Annotated in this window: 16 protein-coding genes; 5 read left to right on the top strand and 11 right to left on the bottom strand. The window is 62.7% G+C overall.

Going from position 1 to position 17,895, the window contains the following annotated elements; translation table 11 throughout:
* Positions 1 to 13: 13 nt before the first annotated feature.
* The 10 genes from ACWGXF_RS20705 to ACWGXF_RS20660 all read right to left on the bottom strand — a co-directional run bounded on the left by ACWGXF_RS20705 (position 14) and on the right by ACWGXF_RS20660 (position 12,287).
* Positions 14 to 997 carry a branched-chain amino acid ABC transporter permease gene (locus ACWGXF_RS20705; RefSeq protein ID WP_256629955.1) on the bottom strand — a complete coding sequence of 328 codons (984 nt, stop codon included), beginning with the start codon at positions 995 to 997 and terminating at the stop codon, positions 14 to 16.
* Between the two features lie 76 nt (positions 998 to 1,073).
* Positions 1,074 to 1,799 carry an ABC transporter ATP-binding protein gene (locus ACWGXF_RS20700; protein WP_256629954.1) on the bottom strand — a complete coding sequence of 242 codons (726 nt, stop codon included), beginning with the start codon at positions 1,797 to 1,799 and terminating at the stop codon, positions 1,074 to 1,076.
* Positions 1,796 to 2,626 (bottom strand): ABC transporter ATP-binding protein, encoded by an 831-nt coding sequence (locus tag ACWGXF_RS20695; protein WP_256629953.1) that lies wholly within the window; start codon positions 2,624 to 2,626, stop codon positions 1,796 to 1,798. Before ACWGXF_RS20695 ends, ACWGXF_RS20700 begins: the two co-directional genes overlap by 4 nt.
* Before the next feature lie 208 nt (positions 2,627 to 2,834).
* Positions 2,835 to 4,022 (bottom strand): substrate-binding domain-containing protein, encoded by a 1,188-nt coding sequence (locus tag ACWGXF_RS20690; protein WP_012837424.1) that lies wholly within the window; start codon positions 4,020 to 4,022, stop codon positions 2,835 to 2,837.
* 257 nt (positions 4,023 to 4,279) lie between these two features.
* Positions 4,280 to 5,161 carry an amidohydrolase family protein gene (locus tag ACWGXF_RS20685; RefSeq protein ID WP_034357944.1) on the bottom strand — a complete coding sequence of 294 codons (882 nt, stop codon included), beginning with the start codon at positions 5,159 to 5,161 and terminating at the stop codon, positions 4,280 to 4,282.
* 47 nt (positions 5,162 to 5,208) lie between these two features.
* Positions 5,209 to 7,197 carry an acetoacetate--CoA ligase gene (locus ACWGXF_RS20680; protein ID WP_256629952.1) on the bottom strand — a complete coding sequence of 663 codons (1,989 nt, stop codon included), beginning with the start codon at positions 7,195 to 7,197 and terminating at the stop codon, positions 5,209 to 5,211.
* Between the two features lie 85 nt (positions 7,198 to 7,282).
* Entirely contained in the window at positions 7,283 to 8,797 is a 1,515-nt protein-coding gene (locus ACWGXF_RS20675; RefSeq protein WP_306164050.1) for a sigma-54 interaction domain-containing protein, read from the bottom strand.
* A 188-nt stretch (positions 8,798 to 8,985) separates the two neighbouring features.
* Positions 8,986 to 10,503, bottom strand: a complete 1,518-nt coding sequence (locus ACWGXF_RS20670; protein WP_012837420.1) for a tripartite tricarboxylate transporter permease — start codon at positions 10,501 to 10,503, stop codon at positions 8,986 to 8,988.
* Positions 10,503 to 11,096 (bottom strand): tripartite tricarboxylate transporter TctB family protein, encoded by a 594-nt coding sequence (locus ACWGXF_RS20665; RefSeq protein WP_003068813.1) that lies wholly within the window; start codon positions 11,094 to 11,096, stop codon positions 10,503 to 10,505. The genes ACWGXF_RS20670 and ACWGXF_RS20665 overlap by 1 nt, the downstream gene beginning before the upstream one ends.
* A gap of 225 nt (positions 11,097 to 11,321) precedes the next feature.
* Positions 11,322 to 12,287, bottom strand: coding sequence for a Bug family tripartite tricarboxylate transporter substrate binding protein (locus tag ACWGXF_RS20660; protein WP_003068811.1), 966 nt, complete (start codon positions 12,285 to 12,287; stop codon positions 11,322 to 11,324).
* 135 nt (positions 12,288 to 12,422) lie between these two features.
* On the opposite strand from ACWGXF_RS20660, the gene ACWGXF_RS20655 reads away from it, so the two are divergent.
* From ACWGXF_RS20655 to ACWGXF_RS20635, 5 genes are all read left to right on the top strand, one after another.
* Positions 12,423 to 13,124 (top strand): response regulator, encoded by a 702-nt coding sequence (locus ACWGXF_RS20655; RefSeq protein ID WP_003068809.1) that lies wholly within the window; start codon positions 12,423 to 12,425, stop codon positions 13,122 to 13,124.
* Positions 13,121 to 14,596, top strand: a complete 1,476-nt coding sequence (locus tag ACWGXF_RS20650) for a sensor histidine kinase (protein ID WP_256629951.1) — start codon at positions 13,121 to 13,123, stop codon at positions 14,594 to 14,596. The genes ACWGXF_RS20655 and ACWGXF_RS20650 overlap by 4 nt, the downstream gene beginning before the upstream one ends.
* Positions 14,597 to 14,628: 32 nt before the next feature.
* On the top strand, positions 14,629 to 15,069 hold the full coding sequence (locus tag ACWGXF_RS20645; protein ID WP_034362959.1) for an RNA-binding S4 domain-containing protein: 441 nt from the start codon (positions 14,629 to 14,631) through the stop codon (positions 15,067 to 15,069).
* A 12-nt stretch (positions 15,070 to 15,081) separates the two neighbouring features.
* Positions 15,082 to 15,849 carry a hypothetical protein gene (locus tag ACWGXF_RS20640; RefSeq protein ID WP_256629950.1) on the top strand — a complete coding sequence of 256 codons (768 nt, stop codon included), beginning with the start codon at positions 15,082 to 15,084 and terminating at the stop codon, positions 15,847 to 15,849.
* Positions 15,850 to 16,136: 287 nt separating this feature from the next.
* The gene (locus tag ACWGXF_RS20635; RefSeq protein ID WP_256631312.1) at positions 16,137 to 16,949 is read left to right on the top strand and encodes a DNA/RNA non-specific endonuclease; all 813 of its coding nucleotides are present in this window, start codon (positions 16,137 to 16,139) and stop codon (positions 16,947 to 16,949) included.
* Between the two features lie 65 nt (positions 16,950 to 17,014).
* Here the strand turns inward: ACWGXF_RS20635 and ACWGXF_RS20630 are convergent, their stop codons facing one another.
* Complete coding sequence (locus ACWGXF_RS20630) at positions 17,015 to 17,761, bottom strand: 16S rRNA pseudouridine(516) synthase (RefSeq protein WP_202789124.1); 747 nt, start codon at positions 17,759 to 17,761, stop codon at positions 17,015 to 17,017.
* Positions 17,762 to 17,895: the final 134 nt, after the last annotated feature.

The raw sequence follows: 17,895 nt of genomic DNA, 5'->3' as shown, positions 1-17,895 counted from the left end.
CTCAGGGGGTATCTCATCTGTTGGCGACCGGATAGATGCCCTGGGGTCGCCACAGCAGGACGGCCACCATGAGCGCAATATTGGAGAACAGCGCCACCTTGGGCACGAGGAAGCCCGTGTAGTTGGCCATCAGCCCGACGAGCAGCGCACCGATCAGCGCACCGCCCGTGCTGCCCAGACCGCCGATGATGATGACGATAAAGATCAGCACATTGACCTGGGCGCCCATCTGGGCCACCACGTTCTGCTGGTACAGGCCCCACATCACGCCGCCCAGGCCGGCCAGGGCCGAGCCCGCGACGAACACGGCCACGAACAATCGGCGCACGCGGTAGCCCAGGGACTCGACCATCTCGCGGTCCTGCACGCCGGCGCGGATCAGCAGACCAATCTTGGTGCGCGCCAGAGTCCAGGCCAGCACAGCGAACACGGCAGCCCCCACCAGCACGGCAAAGACCCGGTATTTCTCCACGGCCGCGTCGCCCAGCAGCCAGGCGCCCTTCATGGCTTCGGGCAGCTGCAGCGGAATCTGCTGCGGCCCCCAGATGACCTTGATCAGCTCCTCCCCGATGATCATGCCGCCCATGGTGATGAGAATCTGCTTGAGATGCTGACCGTAGACAGGCCGCACGATGAAGCGTTCGAAGGCCAGGCCCAGGGCCCCCGCCACCAGCATGGCCACGACCATGGCCGGCAGCACGGCCACCAGGTTGCGCCACAGCTGCGCCGAACCCGTCCAATCGCCCATGGCACCGAGCACGCTGGTGGCGACGAAGGCGCCCAGCGCGATGAACACGCCATGGCCGAAGTTGAGCACGTCCATGAGGCCGAACACCAGGGTCAGGCCCGAGGCGATGACGAAGATGATCATGCCCATGGCCAGGCCCGCCACCGTCAGCGTGAGCCAGGTGCTGGGAGAGCCCACCAGGGGCAAGGTAGCCAGCGCCAGCAGCGGCACCAGCAGCAGCGGCTTGTAATCCAGGTCCTTGCGCATCATGTCTTTACCTCGGCACCAACTTTCATATCCATAGCTGCCAGCGCTTGAGCTGCTTTTGGCTTTGATTTTTGTGACCTCATAGCGCCAGCCCCAGCAGCGACTGCTGCAGTTCCTCGTCGGCCGCAAGATCGGCCATGCGGCCCGCGTGTACGACACGGCCGTTGTCCATTACGGCCACGCCGTCGCCCAGGCGCTTGGCGAAGGCAAGGTTCTGCTCGACCAGCAAAATGCTCACGCCGCTGGCCTTGAGCTGGGCGAAGGCCTCGATCATGTTGTTGATGATGGCCGGAGCCAGACCTTTGCTGGGTTCATCCACGATGAGCAGATCGCGCGGCTCGACGATGGCGCGCGCCACGGCCACCATCTGCTTTTGCCCGCCGCTGAGCTTGCCGGCCGGATGGTCCCAGAATTTCTGCACGGCCGGGAACAGCTCGTAGATCCAGTCCAGGCGCGAGCGGTCCATGCGCGCAGCATGCGAGGCCGAGCGTGCAGCCAGCAGCAGGTTTTCCTTGACCGTGAGGTCGGCAAAAATGCCCATGTTCTCGGGCACATAGGCGATGTTGAGCTGGGCAATCGCCGGCGTGGCCAGGCGCGTGATGTCCTGCTGGCCGAAACGGATGCTGCCCTGGCTGGCCTGCCACAGGCCCATGATGGTGCGCAGCGTGGTGGTCTTGCCCGCGCCATTGCGGCCCAGCAGCATGGTGACCTCTCCGCGCGGCACAGCCAAGTCCACGCCGTGGAGGATGTGATAGGCGCCGATATGGGTGTGCACGCCCTGGAGTTCCAACAGTAGCTCGCTCATGGCTGTTCTCCCCTTCCCCCGGACGGGGGAAGGCTGGGATGGGGGGGAGCGTCAGTGCCGCCAACGGCATCCTGGGGCGTCAGCCCCAGATACGCCTGCTGCACCACGGGAGAGGCAATGACTTCGGCCGGTTTGCCGTCAGCCACCAGCGTGCCGTTGGTCAGCACGATGATGCGGTCGGCCAGTTCGCGCACCACGTCCATCTTGTGCTCCACCAGCAAAATGGTCTTGCTGTGGTCCTTCTTGAGTTCGCGAATCAGGTCGAGGATCACCGGCGCCTCGTCATGGCTCATGCCCGCCGTGGGCTCGTCGAACATATAGACCTGCGGCTCCAGCGCCATGAGCAGCGCCACCTCCAGCTTGCGCTGGTCGCCATGCGGCAGGGCCGAAACCGGCTCATCGCGCCGCGCCCAAAGCGCCACCTGCTCCAGGATTTGCTGCGCGCGCGCCAGCAATGCGCGGTGGTCGCTCCAGATGCTCCAGAGGTTCATGCCGCGCCGGTGCGCGCCCTGGCGCGTGGCCTGCACGGCCAGGCGCACGTTCTCCAGCACCGACAGGGCCGGAAACAGATTCGTGAGCTGGAAGGCCCGTCCCAGGCCGGCGCGCGTGCGCGCCGAGGGTGCCAGACCCGTGAGGTCGCGCCCCTGCAGCGACACCCGGCCCTCCGTGGCCCGCAGCTGCCCCGAGATCAGATTGAAGTAGGTGGTCTTGCCCGCGCCATTGGGGCCGACGATGGCCGTCAGCGTGCCCGGCTCGAAGGAGCAGGTCACACTATTGACCGCCACATGGCCGCCAAAGCGAATGGTGAGCTTGTCAGTGGTCAGCATGAGAAATAGGCAAATCAGCCCCTAGCGCCCTATGCACAAGCGCATGCAGCTATCAAAAAGTGAACTTAACCTTGCCCGCGCGCTGACCAAGTCAGAGACGCCGAGCAAGAGCCGCCTCGCGGCGATGGCGTCGTCTCCCTCCCAAAGAGAGAGGGGACGTCCGGTTAGGGGAAGGCGCGGGGCCGCCTGGGCGAAGTAACTCAGGGAGTTAGCGCCCGTTCCGGACGGGAACGTTCATTTCTTCAGGCTTGATCTCGCGCACCAGCTCGGGCACGCCCCAGGCAAAGGCCGGGTCGTTCTTGATCCTGAAGTGGTACATGCTCTGCATGGCCTGGTGGTCCTGCTTTCGGAAGGTCATCTGGCCCTTGGGCGTATCGAAGCTCATGCCCTCCATGGCCTTGATCAGCGTATTCGCCTTGGTGTCGCCATTGGTCTTCTTGAGCGCCGTGACGATGGCCATGGCGGCCGAGAAGCCCCCCGCCGTGAAGAAGTCCGGCGGCGCCTTGAACTGCTTGTAGTTCATGGACACCAGCGCCTCGTTGACCGGGTTCTTGGGAATGCCGTAGTAGTAATAGGTCGCGCCTTCCATGCCCGGCAGGTTCTTGTAGGCCGCCATGGCGGGCAGGATGTTTCCACCCGTGGCGATCTCGATGCCGTAGCGCTTGAGGTCCATGTCGGCGATCTTGAAGGGATTGCCGGCGCCGGCCCAGACGATCCAGATGATCTTCTTGCCCGGCTGGTCCTTGAGTTTGTCGATCAGGCGCTGGGCGCCGGCCGTGAAGTCGGTCGTGGCTGCGGGCAGGTACTCCTCGTGCACCAGCTTGCCTTTTTTGACAGCCTCCTTGAAGGCCTTGACGCCGTCGCGGCCGAAGGCGTTGTCCTGGGCCAGCGTGGCGATGGTCACGCCGGGCTTGTCTATGGCCACGGCATTGCCGATCGCGTCCTGGCTGGAATTGCGGCCCGTGCGGAAGATGTACTTGTTCCACTTGTCGCCCGTAATGGAATCGGCCACGGCAGGCTCGACGAGCAGGATCTTCTTGTACTCCTCGGCCACGGGCAGCATGGCCAGCGCCACGCCCGAAGCGCTGGGCCCCACGGCCAGATCGGCCTTGTCGTCCGAATACGCGGTGGCCAGCTGGCTCTTGCCGAGGTCGGGCTTGCCCTGGTCGTCCTTCTCGATCACCACCAGCTTCTTGCCCGCCACCGTCATGCTGCCACCCGTCGCATATTCCAGGCCCATCATCAGGCCTGCCTGGGTCTGCTTGCCGTAGGCTTCCAGAGGCCCGGTCTTGCTGTAGACATGGGCAATGCGGATTTCGGATTGCGCCAGGGCGCCGGGAACATGAACCACCATGGCCGCCAGAACGGCCGCCTGCAGCAGGCTGCGCTTGTGCATGTATTGTCTCCTTGAGGATGGATGCGGTGTGTCCGCTTGTCTTTCTATGGTGTGCAGACAGCAGTCTTCGTGCCAGTCTGGTTTTCCTCTGAAGAGCCACCATACGCAGCTCCATATCGACTGAAAATCAGACAATTAATGTATTTAATTCATGCAGTGACTGATTTCAATACAAATCAACAGCCGCCTTAGGGCCCATCCCAGGCTTTGCTCAATCCACCATGAAAAAAGGATCACCGGGGTGATCCTTGTGGCTTTCATGCGGCATCGCGTTTTCTGTCCAGCTCCAGCAGCCGCACGGCGTTGTCCTTGAGAATGCCGGGCATGACCTCGGGCTTGAAGCCGGCGACCTCGAAGTCCTTCATCCAGCGCTCGGGCGTGATCAGCGGGAAGTCGCTGCCGAACAACACACGGTCCTTGAGCAGGGTGTTGGCGTACTGCACCAGCTGCTTGGGGAAATACTTGGGACTCCAGCCCGAAAGATCGATCCAGACATTGGGCTTGTGCAGCGCCACCGAGATCGCCTCGTCCTGCCAGGGAAAGCTGGGATGGGCCATGACGATCTGCATATCGCCGAAGTCCACGGCCACGTCGTCCAGCAGCATGGGGTTGCTGTAGGCCAGGCGCAGACCGCCGCCGCACTTCATGCCGCTGCCGATGCCGCTGTGGCCGGTGTGGAAGATGGCGGGCAGCTTGTAGTGGTTGATGACCTCGTAGATGGGCCAGGCCATGCGGTCGTAGGGATGAAAGCCCTGCACCGTGGGATGGAACTTGAAGCCCTTGACGCCGCATTCGGTGATCAGGCGTTCGGCCTCGCGCGCGCCCATCTTGCCCTTGTGCGGGTCGATGCTGGCGAACGCCACCATCATGTCGCTGTTCTCGCGCGCGGCATCGGCAATCTCTTCGTTGGGGATGCGGCGGCGACCCAGTTGCGCCTCGCTGTCCACCGTGAACATCACCAGACCGATCTTGCGCTCGCGGTAATAGGCAATGGTTTCGGCGATCGTCGGGCGCAGCGAGCTGCCGAAGTATTTGTCGGCCGCGCGGTCGTACTCCTCGCCGTAGCTGTCAAAGGGATTGCGGCAGCTGACTTCCGCATGGGTGTGGAAGTCGATGGCGATCAGATCTTGATGATTCATGGGTGGGCCTGCTTTGGGTATTGAGTCAAATCAGCCTCAAGCGCTTGTCACGCCTGCGGTACCTGCTCTCGAAATTGAATAAAGAAATCAATGCTGGATGGATTGGCCATGGCATCGGGGCTAGCCACCTTGGCCGCGTCCGCTCCCAGCAGCAGCTTGCGCACCGGCACCTCCATCTTCTTGCCGGTGAGGGTGCGCGGAATCTCGGCCACCTGAACCACCACATTGGGCACGTGGCGTGCCGAAGCCTTGGTCTTGATGGCGTTCTTGATCTGGGCGGTCAGCTCGCCTGTCAATGCCTGGCCTTCGGCCAGAGTCACGAACAGCGGCATGAAGGAAGGTCGACCCAGGTATTCGAGATCGACCACCAGGCTGTCCTTGACGGCGTCGAGCTCCTCGACGACACGGTAGATCTCCGCCGTGCCCATGCGTATGCCGAAGCGGTTGATGGTGCTGTCCGAGCGTCCGTAGATCACGGCCGTGCCGCGCTCGCTGAACTCGATCCAGTCACCGTGGCGCCAGCAGCCGGCAAACACGTCGAAATAGCTGTCGTGGTAGCGCGCCCCGCTCTTGTCGTTCCAGAAGAACACGGGCATGGAGGGCATGGGCTCGGTGATCACCAGCTCGCCGACTTCGCCGACCACGCTCTGCCCCTGTTCATTGAAGGCATAGGCGGCCACGCCCAGCTCGCGGCACTGAATCTCGCCCGCGTTGACGGGCAGTATGGGCGCGCAGGCCACAAAGCCCGAGGCGATATCCGTGCCGCCGCTGATCGAGGCCAGCCACAGATCATTTTTGACGTTATCGTAGACCCAGGCATAGGCATCGAGAGGCAGCGGCGAGCCCGTGGAGTTGATGGCACGCAGCTTCTCGAACTGGCGCCCCTTCTTCGGCGAGACGCCATCCTTCATGCTCTTGGTGAGGAAGGCCGCACCGCAACCGAAGATGCTGACCTGGTATTGGTCGATGAAGTCCCAGAGCGCATCGTCGCTCGGCGCCGTCGGGTTGCCGTCGGACAGGACCACGGTCGCGCCGGCCAGCAGGCTGCCTATCATCAGGTTCCAAACAATCCAGCCCGTGCTGCCCAGGAACATGAAACGATCGCCGGGCAACACGTCGTGCTGCAGGCGATTGGTTTTGAGATGGGTGAGCACGATGCCGCCATGACTGTGCACCATGGCCTTGGGCAGGCCGGTGGTTCCCGACGAGTACACCACCCACAGCGGATGGGAGAACGGCAGGCGCTCGAACTGCAGCGGCGCTGCATGGCACGTTGCATCGGCCCAACTCATGCAGTCACGCCAGGGCACGGCCGCGTGTTCGGCATCGCTGCCGAACAAGGGCCCCGGCACATGAATCACCCGGGCAATATCGGGCAGACCCTGGAGCACCTCGTCCAGCACTTCACGGCGATCGAACTGCCTGCCGGCATAGCTATAGCTGTCGGTCGCGAAAATCAGCTTGGGCGCAATCTGCTGGAAGCGATCCAGCACCACGGATACGCCCATCTCCGGCGCGCAACTGGACCAGATGGCGCCAATGCTGGCACAGGCCAGAAACGCCACCACGGTCTGCGGCACATTGGGCAGATAGGCCACCACGCGATCGCCACGCACGATGCCCAGACCGCGCAGGCTTGCCGCCAGGGCGCCCACATCGCGCTGCAGTTGCTGCCAGGAGACTTCGACCGGGGTCTGGCCCTCGCAGCGCGCAATGATGGCCGGACGCTGGTCGCTGGCCTGGCGGAAGATGTGTTCGGCATAGTTGAGCCGGGTTTCGGGAAACCACTCGGCACCCGGCATCTTGCGGCCGGCCAGCACCTGCGTCGGGTCACCATCGGCCTGAATGTCGAAATAGTCCCAGACGGAGCGCCAAAAGCCTTCGATATCCGTCGCCGACCATTGCCACAGCGCTTCATAGTCGGAGAAGTCACGGCCACGGCTGTCGCGCAGCCAGTCCATGTAATGCCACAGGCCGCTTTGCTCCTGCTGCTGCTGCGTGGGCCTCCACAACTCCTGCCCTTGTACCAATGCCATGCTGTCTCCGGACTCAAATTAGATATTTTTTATAACTATAAAAACAAACCAAGTCCTACCCACCAAGGGCAATCCCTAGCATGGCTCAGAAATTCAGCTTCTCGAGCCGGTCGTAGAGCTTGGCGCGCGATATGCCGAGCGTCCTTGCAACGGCCAGCTTGTTGCCTCCATGGGCCTGCATCGCGGCCCTTATCGCACGGGCTTCGAGCTCGGCCATTTGCTCGGCAAGCGGCTTGAGCAAATCGCCCGCCGCAGCCACGGGTTCCTGCGTCAAGGGCTGCCGATGCGGAACCTGCAGCTCTACCCCGGACGAGCGCAGCACCTGTGCCAGCAGGCCGGCATCAATGTGCGAGTCATCGCAGCGCATGGCTGCCTGCTCCAGCACATTGCGCAGCTCGCGAATATTGCCGCGCCAGGCCTGTGCGACCAGCAATTCCAGCGCCCCCTTTCCCAGCTCCGGTGGAACCATGTCGTTGCGCAGCGCCAGGTCCTCGCAGAGCATTTCCACCAGGGCCGGGATATCGCTGCTGCGCTCGCGCAGCGGCGGCACGCGCACGGGCAGCACATGCAGCCGGTAGAACAGGTCTTCCCGGAAGCGCCCGTCGCGCACCATCTGCAGCAGATCCCGAGAGGTGGCGGCCACCACGCGCACATCGAAATGCACGATCTGGTTAGAGCCCAGCGGCTCGATCTCTCCCTCCTGCAAGGCCCGCAGCAGCTTGGCCTGCAGACTGGCGGGCATGTCGCCGATTTCGTCGAGAAACAGGGTGCCGCCATCGGCGAGCTTGAACTTGCCATCGCGCGTCTTGCGGTCGGCTCCGGTGAATGCGCCCGGAGCCACGCCGAAGAATTCGGCCTCCAGCAGCGTTTCGGGAATGGCCGCGATATTGACGCTCACAAAAGGACCGGCAGACCGCGCCGATGCGGCATGGATGGCATGGGCCAGCACCTCCTTGCCGGTACCGGTCTCGCCCAGCAGCAGCACCGGACTCATGGACTGGGCCGCCCGTCGCGCCTGGCGCTTGACCTCGACCGCAGCCGGGCTGCTGCCCACAAAGCTGGCAAAGCTGTATTTGCTGCGGCGCGAACCCTGTACGGACGCCTGCAAGCTGCGGCTGCGCTGGGCAGCCAGCTCGCGCCGCGCTTCATCGAGATCGCGCTGCAGCATCGCAAACTTGCTGATCAGCGGCTGCAAGGTCGTCTCGGGCTGATCGAACAGCACAATGCCGATGGCACCGATCACGCCACCTTCATCGTCATGCAGCGGCAGGCGGCTGACGACAAAGGTTCCGGCGCTATTGGTCAGCAGATCGATCAAGACCGGCTTGCCGGTCTCCAGCACGTTGCGCATCTGCGTGTTGGGGATGACCTCCTCCACCTTATGCCCGAGAAAATCGCCCACACCGGCTACTCCCAGGCGTGGCAAAAAACGCTCGTAGCCTTTGTTGACCCAGACAATGCGCCCGCTTCTGTCGACCAGAAACATGCCCTGGCTCATTGACGAGAACAGCTGAAACATGGACCGTGCCGCCAATGCATAGATGCCGTCGGCATCGTCGGGCAGCTCGCAAGCGAAATCGTTGGGTAGCCGTTGGCTCATTTCCATCATTGCGCCATGGTAGGGCGACATTGCCCCAAAACCATCGGCACAGACCTCCAGCTAGCGCATTCAAAGCAATGCTTTAGCCGGCCTCCATAAAAAAATCCCCTGTCCAGCTCACCGAACAGGGGATATGAATGCAACGGGCTCCATGCGTACAGCTCCCGCAGCAGGCTAGGAAACGGGACTCAGGCGGCGCTTGCCTCCCGGGCATGCTTGGCCTCCGACAGGCGCTTGAGCACGCGGGGAATGATCAGTACGGCCAGCACGATGATGATCAGCGTCAGCGACATGGGGCGCTGCAGGAAGATCCACCAGCTGCCTTCGCCGATCGACACGGCATTGCGCATCTGCGCTTCCGCCAAGGGGCCGAGGATCATGCCTACCACCACGGGGGCGGTGGGGAAGTCGAAGCGGCGCATGATCACACCGAGCAAGCCAATGCCGTAGAGCAGGAACAGATCGAACGCGCTCTGGCGCATGCCGTAGGCACCGACCGTTGCAAAGATCAAGATGCCGGCATACAGCTGGGGACGCGGAATCTTCAGCAGCTTGACCCACAGACCCACCATGGGCAGGTTGAGCACCAGCAGCATCACGTTGCCGATGTACAGCGAGGCAATCAGCGCCCAGACCAGGGCCGCCGAGCTGGTGAACAGCTGGGGGCCGGGGTTGATGCCGTAGTTCTGGAAGGCGCCCAGCAGCACGGCCGTGGTGTTGCTGGTAGGAATGCCCAGCGTCAGCAGCGGAATCAGGGCTGCGGTCACGGTGGCATTGTTGGCAGCTTCCGGACCGGCCACGCCTTCGATGGCGCCCTTGCCGCCGAACTCGGCCTTGTCTTCGCCCTTGGCCAGCTTCTTCTCTGTCGCGTAGCTCAGAAAGGTCGGGATCTCGGTGCCGCCAGCGGGAATGCAGCCAAACGGTGTACCCAGCAGCGTGCCGCGCATCCAGGCGGGCCAGGAACGCTTCCAGTCACGCTTGGTCATGTGCACACGGGTCAGCTTGTTCTGCGACTCCTCGACCTTGCCTTCATACATGGCGGCATACAGCACTTCAGCCACGGCAAACAGACCCACTGCCACCAGCACGATGTCGATGCCGTCCAGCAGTTCCATCTTGCCGCCGGTATAGCGCGCGGCACCGGAGATCTGATCCATGCCGATGCAGCCTGCAGCCAGGCCGACAAACAGCGCCGTCATGCCGCGCAGCGAGCTTTGGCCCAGCACGGCGCTCACGGTGGTGAAGGCCAGCACCATCAGCATGAAGTACTCGGGCGGGCCCAGCTTCACGGCGAAGTCGGCGACATAGGGAGCAAACAGGGTCACCACCACGGTGGCAAAGGTCCCCGCGACAAACGAGCCGATGGCGGCGGTTGCCAGCGCCGCGCCCGCTCGGCCGCTCTTGGCCATCTTGTTGCCCTCCATGGCCGTGACCATGGACGCCGTTTCGCCGGGCGTGTTCAGCAGAATCGAGGTGGTCGAGCCGCCATACATGGCACCGTAGTAGATGCCGGCAAAAAAGATCATGGAAGCCGTCACATCCACCTTGGCGGTGATGGGCAGCAGCATGGCCACTGCCACGGCCGGGCCGATACCGGGCAGCACGCCCACAGCCGTACCCAGGGCACAGCCCACCAGAGCCCACAACAGATTGACGGGCGTGATGGCGGTGGCAAAGCCTGCCATCAAAGCATTGAAGATATCCATTACAGCCACCCCGTCTGAGTCAAGCCAGGCAGATTGATTGCCAGGAACTGAGTAAACATCCAGAAAACGGGCGCTGAAATCAGCAAGCCAGTGATCACATCCTTCACCCAGGTACCGATTTCAGAGGCCTGAGGCTGATGCGCGGCGCGGCGCAGGCCTTGCACGGCCAAGACATAGCAAATCGTGCAGCTGAAGATAAAGCCGACGGTTCCAATCAAAGCCGCATTGATCAGCAGGCCTGCAGAAACCCAGACAAAAGACAATATATCGGCCTTGGCATGGCCGCCAGGATCCGCCGCATGGCGAAAGCCGCCGCTCCGAGCTTCCCAGATCAGCAACGCACCGCAAACGGCCAGCACGATGGCGCACAGCCAGGGCAGAAAGTTGGGGCCGACGCCACCATAGCCCGAATCGGAAGGAATCTGCAGTGCGCCGACAGCCAGGCCGACAGCGACCAGCAGCACGCCCGAACCGACAATGGTTTGTGCTCTTTTGGACGGTACATTGGGGCTTTGCGGCTCATCGGGGTCTGCATAGGCCGAAACCTGTGCGGCCTCCGCTGCCCGGGCCAGATCTTGGAATGAATCAGACATGATGAATGTGTTTGATTTCAATGGTTTTCGGAACCCGTCAGAGCAAACTTGCCAGCAGCTCTCACGGCATCATGGGGTTGCACAAACCCTGGCTTGCGCCGTCAGGGGCAGGCCATCAATCAGTGCGGGGGAAAACTGCAGGACACAACGCGATCAGGGCTGAAGTCGCCAGCCCTGTGCCATGTCCTGAAAAGGCCGCTGCAGAACGCAGCGGCCTGGAGATCATCAGATCATGCCGGACTTGGCCATGGTGGCGCGCAGGCTGGCGAACTCGTCGTCGACGAACTTGCCAAAGGCATCGCCGCTCAGCCAGGCAGGTGTCCAGTCATTCTTTTGCAGCGCTTCGGCCCAGGCCTTGCTCTTGGTAGCTTTTTCGATCTGGGCGACCAGCTCGTCGCGCTGGGCCTTGGAGATGCCGGGAGCGCCATACACACCGCGCCAGTTGCCGATTTCCACGTTGATGCCCTGCTCCTTGAGCGTGGGAATGCTGGACGCCGCACCCTTGAGGCGTTGAGCCGAAGTCACGCCGATGGGCTTCATCTTGCCGGTCGCGATGTACTCGGCAAACTCGCTGAAGCCGCTGCCGCCCACGGTGACGTTGCCGCCCAGAATGGCGGAGATGGCCTCACCGCCCCCACGGAAAGCCACGTAGTTGATCTTGGCGGGGTCCACACCCACTTCACGGGCGATCATGGCAGCAGCAATGTGTTCGGTGGAGCCGCGCGAGCCACCGCCCCACTTGATGGAGCCAGGGTCCTTCTTGAGCTGGGCCACCACTTCCGCCATGTTCTTGTAGGGCGAATTGGCGGGCAGCACAAACACGTTGTACTCGCTGGTCAGGCGTGCCAAAGGCGTGGCCTGGCTCAGGTTGACAGGAGGCTTGCCGGTAATGATGCCGCCCAGCATCACGGCGCCCATGACCATCATGGCATTGGGATCGCCCTTGCTGCCGTTGACGAACTGGGCCAGACCGATGGCGCCGGCAGCGCCGCCCTTGTTGTCATAAGTGACGGAAGAAGCCACACCTGCGTCCTGCAAGGCCTTGCCCAGGGCACGGCCTGTCGTGTCCCAGCCGCCACCAGGGTTGGCGGGCAGCATCATCTTGATGGCTGCCGCTGCCTGGGCCGACAGGGGCAAAGCACCGGCCGCCGCCAGGGCTGCCAGAGACTTCAGAAACGTATCACGACGCATGATGTACTCCTTATGTAGTTGGTGAATGCAATCATGGACAGCCTGCCTGTCAAACGGCTGTCCAATCACCTAGGGCTATCCCTTAAGCAAGCCCGGTAGTTTCACGACTTGTCTTCGCATTCGCAGCACAGTGCTATGTTCGGCTGCATGCAATTACTGCTTGTTGAAGATGATTCCGCCATGCGCACCACGCTGCAGCGCACCCTGATGCGCCGCGGGCTGCATGTGGATGTGGCGGCCGACGGCCCCAGTGCCCTTGCTCACTGGCAGACCCGCGAACCCGATGCCGTGGTGCTGGACCTGAGTCTGCCCGGCCTCGACGGCCTGCAGGTGCTGGAGCGCGCCCGGGCCCTGGGCCTGCGCACACCGGTGCTGATACTGACGGCACGTGGCACCGTGGGCGACCGCGTCATGGGGCTGAACGCCGGTGCCGACGACTATCTGGCCAAGCCCTTTGACCTCGACGAACTGGAAGCACGCCTGCGCGCCCTGCTGCGCCGCAGCCAGGATAGCTTCACCCCCAGATCGGCCTCTGAAGTTATCACCCTGGGCGCATTGCGCTATGAAAAGGAAAGCGGCGCCATTTATCTCGACGACAAGGTTCTGGAGCTGACCCCGCGCGAGCTGTCCATGATGCATGCGTTGCTGGCCCGCCCCGGCCATGCGGTCACCAAGGAACGGCTGTTCAGTCTGGTCTTCCCCGGCGAGGTCGATGTGCAATACGAGGCCGTGGAAGTCGTGGCCTACCGGCTGCGCAAAAAGCTGGGCGGCACCGGCGTGCAACTGGTCACGCTGCGCGGACTGGGCTATCTGGTCAAGGCCGAGGCCGCGGCATGACAGCCGCTGCGGCCAAAGCGCAGCCCAAGACAGCCTGGTCGCTGCGGCGCCTGCTGCTCACCGGCATCTTGCTGCCTGTGCTGGCGCTGATTGCCCTCAACGCCTGGAGCCTCTATCAGCAAACCCTGGCATCGCTGCACACGGCTTACGACAGAACCCTGCTGGCCTCGGCCAAAAGCATCAGCGAGCAAATTGGCGTCACGGGATACGACGATCAGGCACAGTTGCGTGCCATCGTTCCCTATTCGGCACTGGAAATTTTCGAGGCTGACAACCAAAGCCGCATGTTCTACCGCGTCTCCACGCTGGACGGACAGTTGATCTCCGGCTTCGAGGAACTGCCTGTCTGGAACGGCAGGATTCCACAGCGCCCGCCCTATGCGGCGCTGGTGGACTTCTATGACGACGAGTTTCGCGGCCACCCCGTGCGCGTGGCCGTGCTGCTGCAGCCGGTTGCCAGTGCCGACGGACGCGGCATGGCCGTGATCCAGGTGGCCGAAACCCTGGAGCTGCGCGAATCCCTGGCCTTGCAGATTCTGCGTGACACTCTGATTCGTCAGGCCCTGCTGGTGCTGGTCGTCGCGCTGATCGTCATCATCGTGGTACAGCGCGCCACCCAGCCCATACGCCAGCTCAGCCAGGACCTGCAGGGCCGTGCCCAGGGGGATCTGAGTCCGCTGGCTGCGCCCGAGGTCCCGCGCGAAGTCCAGCCCCTGCTGGAAGCCACCAACCAGACCATGCAGCGCCTGCAAGGCCTGCTGAGCAATCAGAAGCGCTTTGTGCGCGACGCCTCGCACCAGCTACGCACGCCGCTGGCCGTGCTCAAGGTTCAGGTCCAGTCTGCCAAGCGCGGCGATATTCCACCGGCCCAGGCCTTTGCCGAGATTGACGACACGGTGGACCGCGCCACCCGCGTCGCCAATCAGATGCTGGCCCTGGCCAAGGTCGAGCAGCTGCGCCAGGAAGACAGCAACCAGAACAGCTCCATGCTCGCCCAGCTCGACGATATCGTGCGCGACGTGGCGCTGGAGCTGTCACCGCTGATTGCCGATCACGACATGGATTTCGGCATCGAAACCCAGGCCTGCTGCGTGGCCGCCCATGAATGGATGCTGCGCGAGCTGACCCGCAACCTGCTGCACAACGCCATACGCCACACCCCCAGGCACGGGAGTCTGCAGGTCGATGTGCGCGCGCACGATGGCATGGCGCAGCTGAGTATCGAAGACAGCGGCAGCGGCATCGACGATGAATTGGCCCAGCGGCTGTTCCAGCCCTTTTCGGCGGGCAATACGCGCAGCGGCTCCGGCCTGGGCCTGGCCATCTGCCAGGAAATCGTGCAGACCCTGGACGGCCAGATCGAGCTGCGCAACCTGCACGACGGACTCGGCCGCGTGCGTGGCCTGCAGGCGCTGATTCAGCTGCCCCTGCACAATGGCGATGCCCAGGACATGGATACTGCTCTGACTTGAATCGCCATCCCTTCACGCCGCAAAATACCGATATGAGTGAAACTGAATCCATGCGTCTGGACAAATGGCTATGGTGCGCGCGGTTCTACAAGACCCGCAGCCTGGCTGTGGAGGAGATTGGCAAAGGCCGGGTCACGGTCAACAACGCCAATGCCAAGGCCTCGCGTGAAATCCGCCCGGGCGACCACATCCACCTGCGCCAGGGCAATATTCCCAGGGAAGTCATAGTGCGCGGGCTGAGCGGCATGCGCGGCCCGGCACCCGTGGCCCAACAGCTATACGAGGAAACAGCACAAAGCATTGCCCAGCGCGAACAGCTGGCCGAGCAGCGCCGTCTGGCACCCGAGCCCGCCGAAGCACTGGCGGCCCAGCACACCGGCCGCCCCACCAAGCGCGACCGCCGCGAAATCGATCGCGTGCGTCAGGACCGCAGCGGCTGGGGCGACCGCTGGAGCGCTTCCATCGATGACTGAAAACCTTCGCCCATGAAGCGCAGGCTGCTGATCTCCACACTCTCCACCCTGGCAGTTGCGGCAACCGGCGCCTTGAGCTGGTCGTGGCTGCGCAAGCGTCAGGGCAGTACCGAACGTCGAGCCGTGATCCAGACGGTCTTCAGCCAGGCGCTGCCGCCGCTGAGCGCCCAGCATCTGCAGCTGATGCGCCTGCTGCGGGTGCAGTGGATGCCCGTAGAGTCTGGGGCACCCGGCTTCGATCCCGTGCAGCCCTTTGGCGGCGATCTGTCCACCCTCGACACGGCCCAGCAAGTGCTGCGCAGTCACGATCCTGCTGTGGCCACCCGGCTCCTGGCCGAGGTCTGCCTTTGGCTGCCGCAGTTTGTGGCCACCGCCACCTTGGCGCCCGGTCGCTATGCCTTGCCGCCCGACTTCTCGGGTCAGGCGCCAGACAGCAGCTTCGACTTTCGCCCCGAACACCTGACGCTGCTGCATGCCGCCCTGTGGCGTGAAGTCGGTACCGATGACCTGCCTTATGTCTTGGCCGAGGAGGAGGACGGCCAGGCGATCTGGCCCTTGCCCTATATCGACGGCAAGCGCCCGTACGGCGACCGCAGCTACTATCAGATCGATATGGCCGACATTCTGGGCAAGCCCTATGCGAAGAACGCACAGGGCCAGTACATTTTGCCGCCCCAGAAAGATGAGGCGCTCAAGCAGCTGCATCTGCAGACCCGAGCCGCACTTCAGATCCTGCTCATGCATGGAACGCCCTCAGGGATCCGAAGCTTGGCGACGTAAGCAGGGACAGGACATCCAGCCTTCATAAAATATGAGCACTCAACGCTTTATTAGAAAGCTTTTCAGGAAACTTTTACCTTGAAAAGCTTTCAAAGCTTGCGCAAGCAGCTCTTATTCAAGTAGCAATCAATCATCCTCGATGACGGCCAGACTCGCTCTTGCGCCTGGGCTGCTGGCACTCTTTTCATCTCCCTCGGCCTTTTTCGCGCATGTCTTTCGCTTTTTCAGCACCGCTTTCCTCTTTCTCCTCACGAGTCCCGCTATGGCTGCGCCATGCCGGCATCGCAATGCTGGCCATCGGCAGCGTGGCCTGCTCCGCCCGGATGCCTGCACCCTCGGCAGCGGTCGGCCCAGCATCGCTCATCCAGGTCAAGAATCCCACGCGCAGCACCCAGGGCTTTGAGCAATGCCCGCAGTTCTTTGCCAATGGCAAGCCCCCCGTGCTCAGCGATCAGCCCAAGCTGCGTGCGCTGTGCTATGACGCGTTTGCCGTGCTGCACAGCGGCCAGAGCAAGACGCCCGTCTTCGTTGCTCAACGTCTGAACAAGGCCCTGGTCGCCGATGCCGACGAAAAGCGCACCAACAAGTTCTACAGCGATGCCCGCCTGCCCCGCGATGAACGCGCCGAGCTGGACGACTACAAGCGCTCCGGCTACTCACGCGGCCACATGGCTCCCGCTGGCGACATGCCAACCGCACAGGCCATGGCCCAGAGCTTCTCGCTGGCCAATATGGTGCCCCAGTCCATCAAGCAGAACGGCGGCCCCTGGGCTCGCATCGAAAAAGACACGCGCAGCTATGCGCAGCGGGCTCAGGGCGATGTCTACATCATCACCGGCCCGGTCTTTGAGGCCGGCGCAGCCTCCGTCGGCCACAACCAGGTGCGTGTGCCCAGCTTTCTCTACAAGCTGGTTTACGACGCTCAGAGCCAGCGTACCTGGGCGCACTGGCAGGCCAATGATGACGCAGCCCGCGTCACCGAGCCCATCAGCTATGCGGAGCTGGTGCGCCGCACCGGCATCGAATTCCTGCCCGGCGCTGCGCTGCAAACTTCGGGCCAGCTCCAGCAGGCGTCCATGCTCCCTGCGCAGCGGCACTGATTTCCCGTGTCGCCAATCAAAAAGCCTGCTGGCGCAAGCCAGCAGGCTTTTTATCTTGCTTTGTCTTACTTGCCCGGCTTGAACAATTCCAGCTCATCCGCCGTAAGCCAGCGCCATTGGCCAGGCTCCAGCTCTGCGGGCAACTCCATGCCGCCGATTCTTCTGCGATGCAGACCTTCGACCCGGTTGCTCACAGCCGCAATCATGCGCTTGACCTGGTGATACTTGCCCTCGGTCAGCGTCAGATCCAGCACATGGCTGTCAACCTGCTCGCAGGCCGCTGCCTTGACGGGCTTGGGATCATCATCGAGTACGACACCATCCAGCAGCCGCTGTATCTGCTTGGCATCCACCGGATGCTTGCAAGTCACTCGATAAACTTTGGAGACATGCTTTTTGGGCGACGACATGCGATGGATGAACTGGCCATCATCGCTGAGCAGCAGCATGCCCGTCGTATCCTGGTCCAGACGACCCACCGCCTGAACACCTTGCACCGCCCCTTTGTTGGGTCGCTGACGCAGCGGAGCCGGTAGCAAGGTATAGATGCTGGGATAGGCCGATGGCTTTTGCGAGCATTCGGTGCCGGCTGGCTTGTTCAGCAGCACATAACCCAGCTCGTGATACTCCCACTCCACGCCTTGCACCCTGAAACGCAGACCTTCGGGATCCACCTGCTGGGTGGAATCCAGGACCTTCTCCCAGTCAGAAGTCTGCGGGTTCCACAGCTCCACCCAGCCTTGCTGCACCAAGCCGGAGCAGACACGGCGAATGCCAAAGCCCTGTGAATACAACATGTCCTGCAGCTGCATGCTCATCCTTTCCATGTCCACTACTGCGCAAGCAATATCAAGAATACCGATTGATCAAATAAAAAACCCCGTAATCTTTCGACTACGGGGTTTTCACTGTAAGAGCCTGACGATGACCTACTTTCACACGGGAA

The sequence above is a fragment of the Comamonas sp. HJ-2 genome, from assembly GCF_053615495.1.
The sequence above is the reverse complement of the archived record's forward strand: the minus strand, read 5'-3'. Positions and strand labels throughout refer to the sequence as shown.

Bases quoted from the DNA above. Each gene is read 5' to 3' on its own strand.
- ACWGXF_RS20680 (WP_256629952.1), bottom strand. From the start codon at position 7,197: ATGGCATTGGTACAAGGGCAGGAGTTGTGGAGGCCCACGCAGCAGCAG.
- ACWGXF_RS20660 (WP_003068811.1), bottom strand. From the start codon at position 12,287: ATGCGTCGTGATACGTTTCTGAAGTCTCTGGCAGCCCTGGCGGCGGCC.
- ACWGXF_RS20655 (WP_003068809.1), top strand. From the start codon at position 12,423: ATGTTCGGCTGCATGCAATTACTGCTTGTTGAAGATGATTCCGCCATG.
- ACWGXF_RS20630 (WP_202789124.1), bottom strand. From the start codon at position 17,761: ATGCAGCTGCAGGACATGTTGTATTCACAGGGCTTTGGCATTCGCCGT.
- ACWGXF_RS20645 (WP_034362959.1), top strand. From the start codon at position 14,629: ATGAGTGAAACTGAATCCATGCGTCTGGACAAATGGCTATGGTGCGCG.
- ACWGXF_RS20685 (WP_034357944.1), bottom strand. From the start codon at position 5,161: ATGAATCATCAAGATCTGATCGCCATCGACTTCCACACCCATGCGGAA.
- ACWGXF_RS20695 (WP_256629953.1), bottom strand. From the start codon at position 2,626: ATGCTGACCACTGACAAGCTCACCATTCGCTTTGGCGGCCATGTGGCG.
- ACWGXF_RS20650 (WP_256629951.1), top strand. From the start codon at position 13,121: ATGACAGCCGCTGCGGCCAAAGCGCAGCCCAAGACAGCCTGGTCGCTG.
- ACWGXF_RS20635 (WP_256631312.1), top strand. From the start codon at position 16,137: ATGCTGGCCATCGGCAGCGTGGCCTGCTCCGCCCGGATGCCTGCACCC.
- ACWGXF_RS20700 (WP_256629954.1), bottom strand. From the start codon at position 1,799: ATGAGCGAGCTACTGTTGGAACTCCAGGGCGTGCACACCCATATCGGC.
- ACWGXF_RS20675 (WP_306164050.1), bottom strand. From the start codon at position 8,797: ATGAGCCAACGGCTACCCAACGATTTCGCTTGCGAGCTGCCCGACGAT.
- ACWGXF_RS20670 (WP_012837420.1), bottom strand. From the start codon at position 10,503: ATGGATATCTTCAATGCTTTGATGGCAGGCTTTGCCACCGCCATCACG.
- ACWGXF_RS20665 (WP_003068813.1), bottom strand. From the start codon at position 11,096: ATGTCTGATTCATTCCAAGATCTGGCCCGGGCAGCGGAGGCCGCACAG.
- ACWGXF_RS20690 (WP_012837424.1), bottom strand. From the start codon at position 4,022: ATGCACAAGCGCAGCCTGCTGCAGGCGGCCGTTCTGGCGGCCATGGTG.
- ACWGXF_RS20640 (WP_256629950.1), top strand. From the start codon at position 15,082: ATGAAGCGCAGGCTGCTGATCTCCACACTCTCCACCCTGGCAGTTGCG.
- ACWGXF_RS20705 (WP_256629955.1), bottom strand. From the start codon at position 997: ATGATGCGCAAGGACCTGGATTACAAGCCGCTGCTGCTGGTGCCGCTG.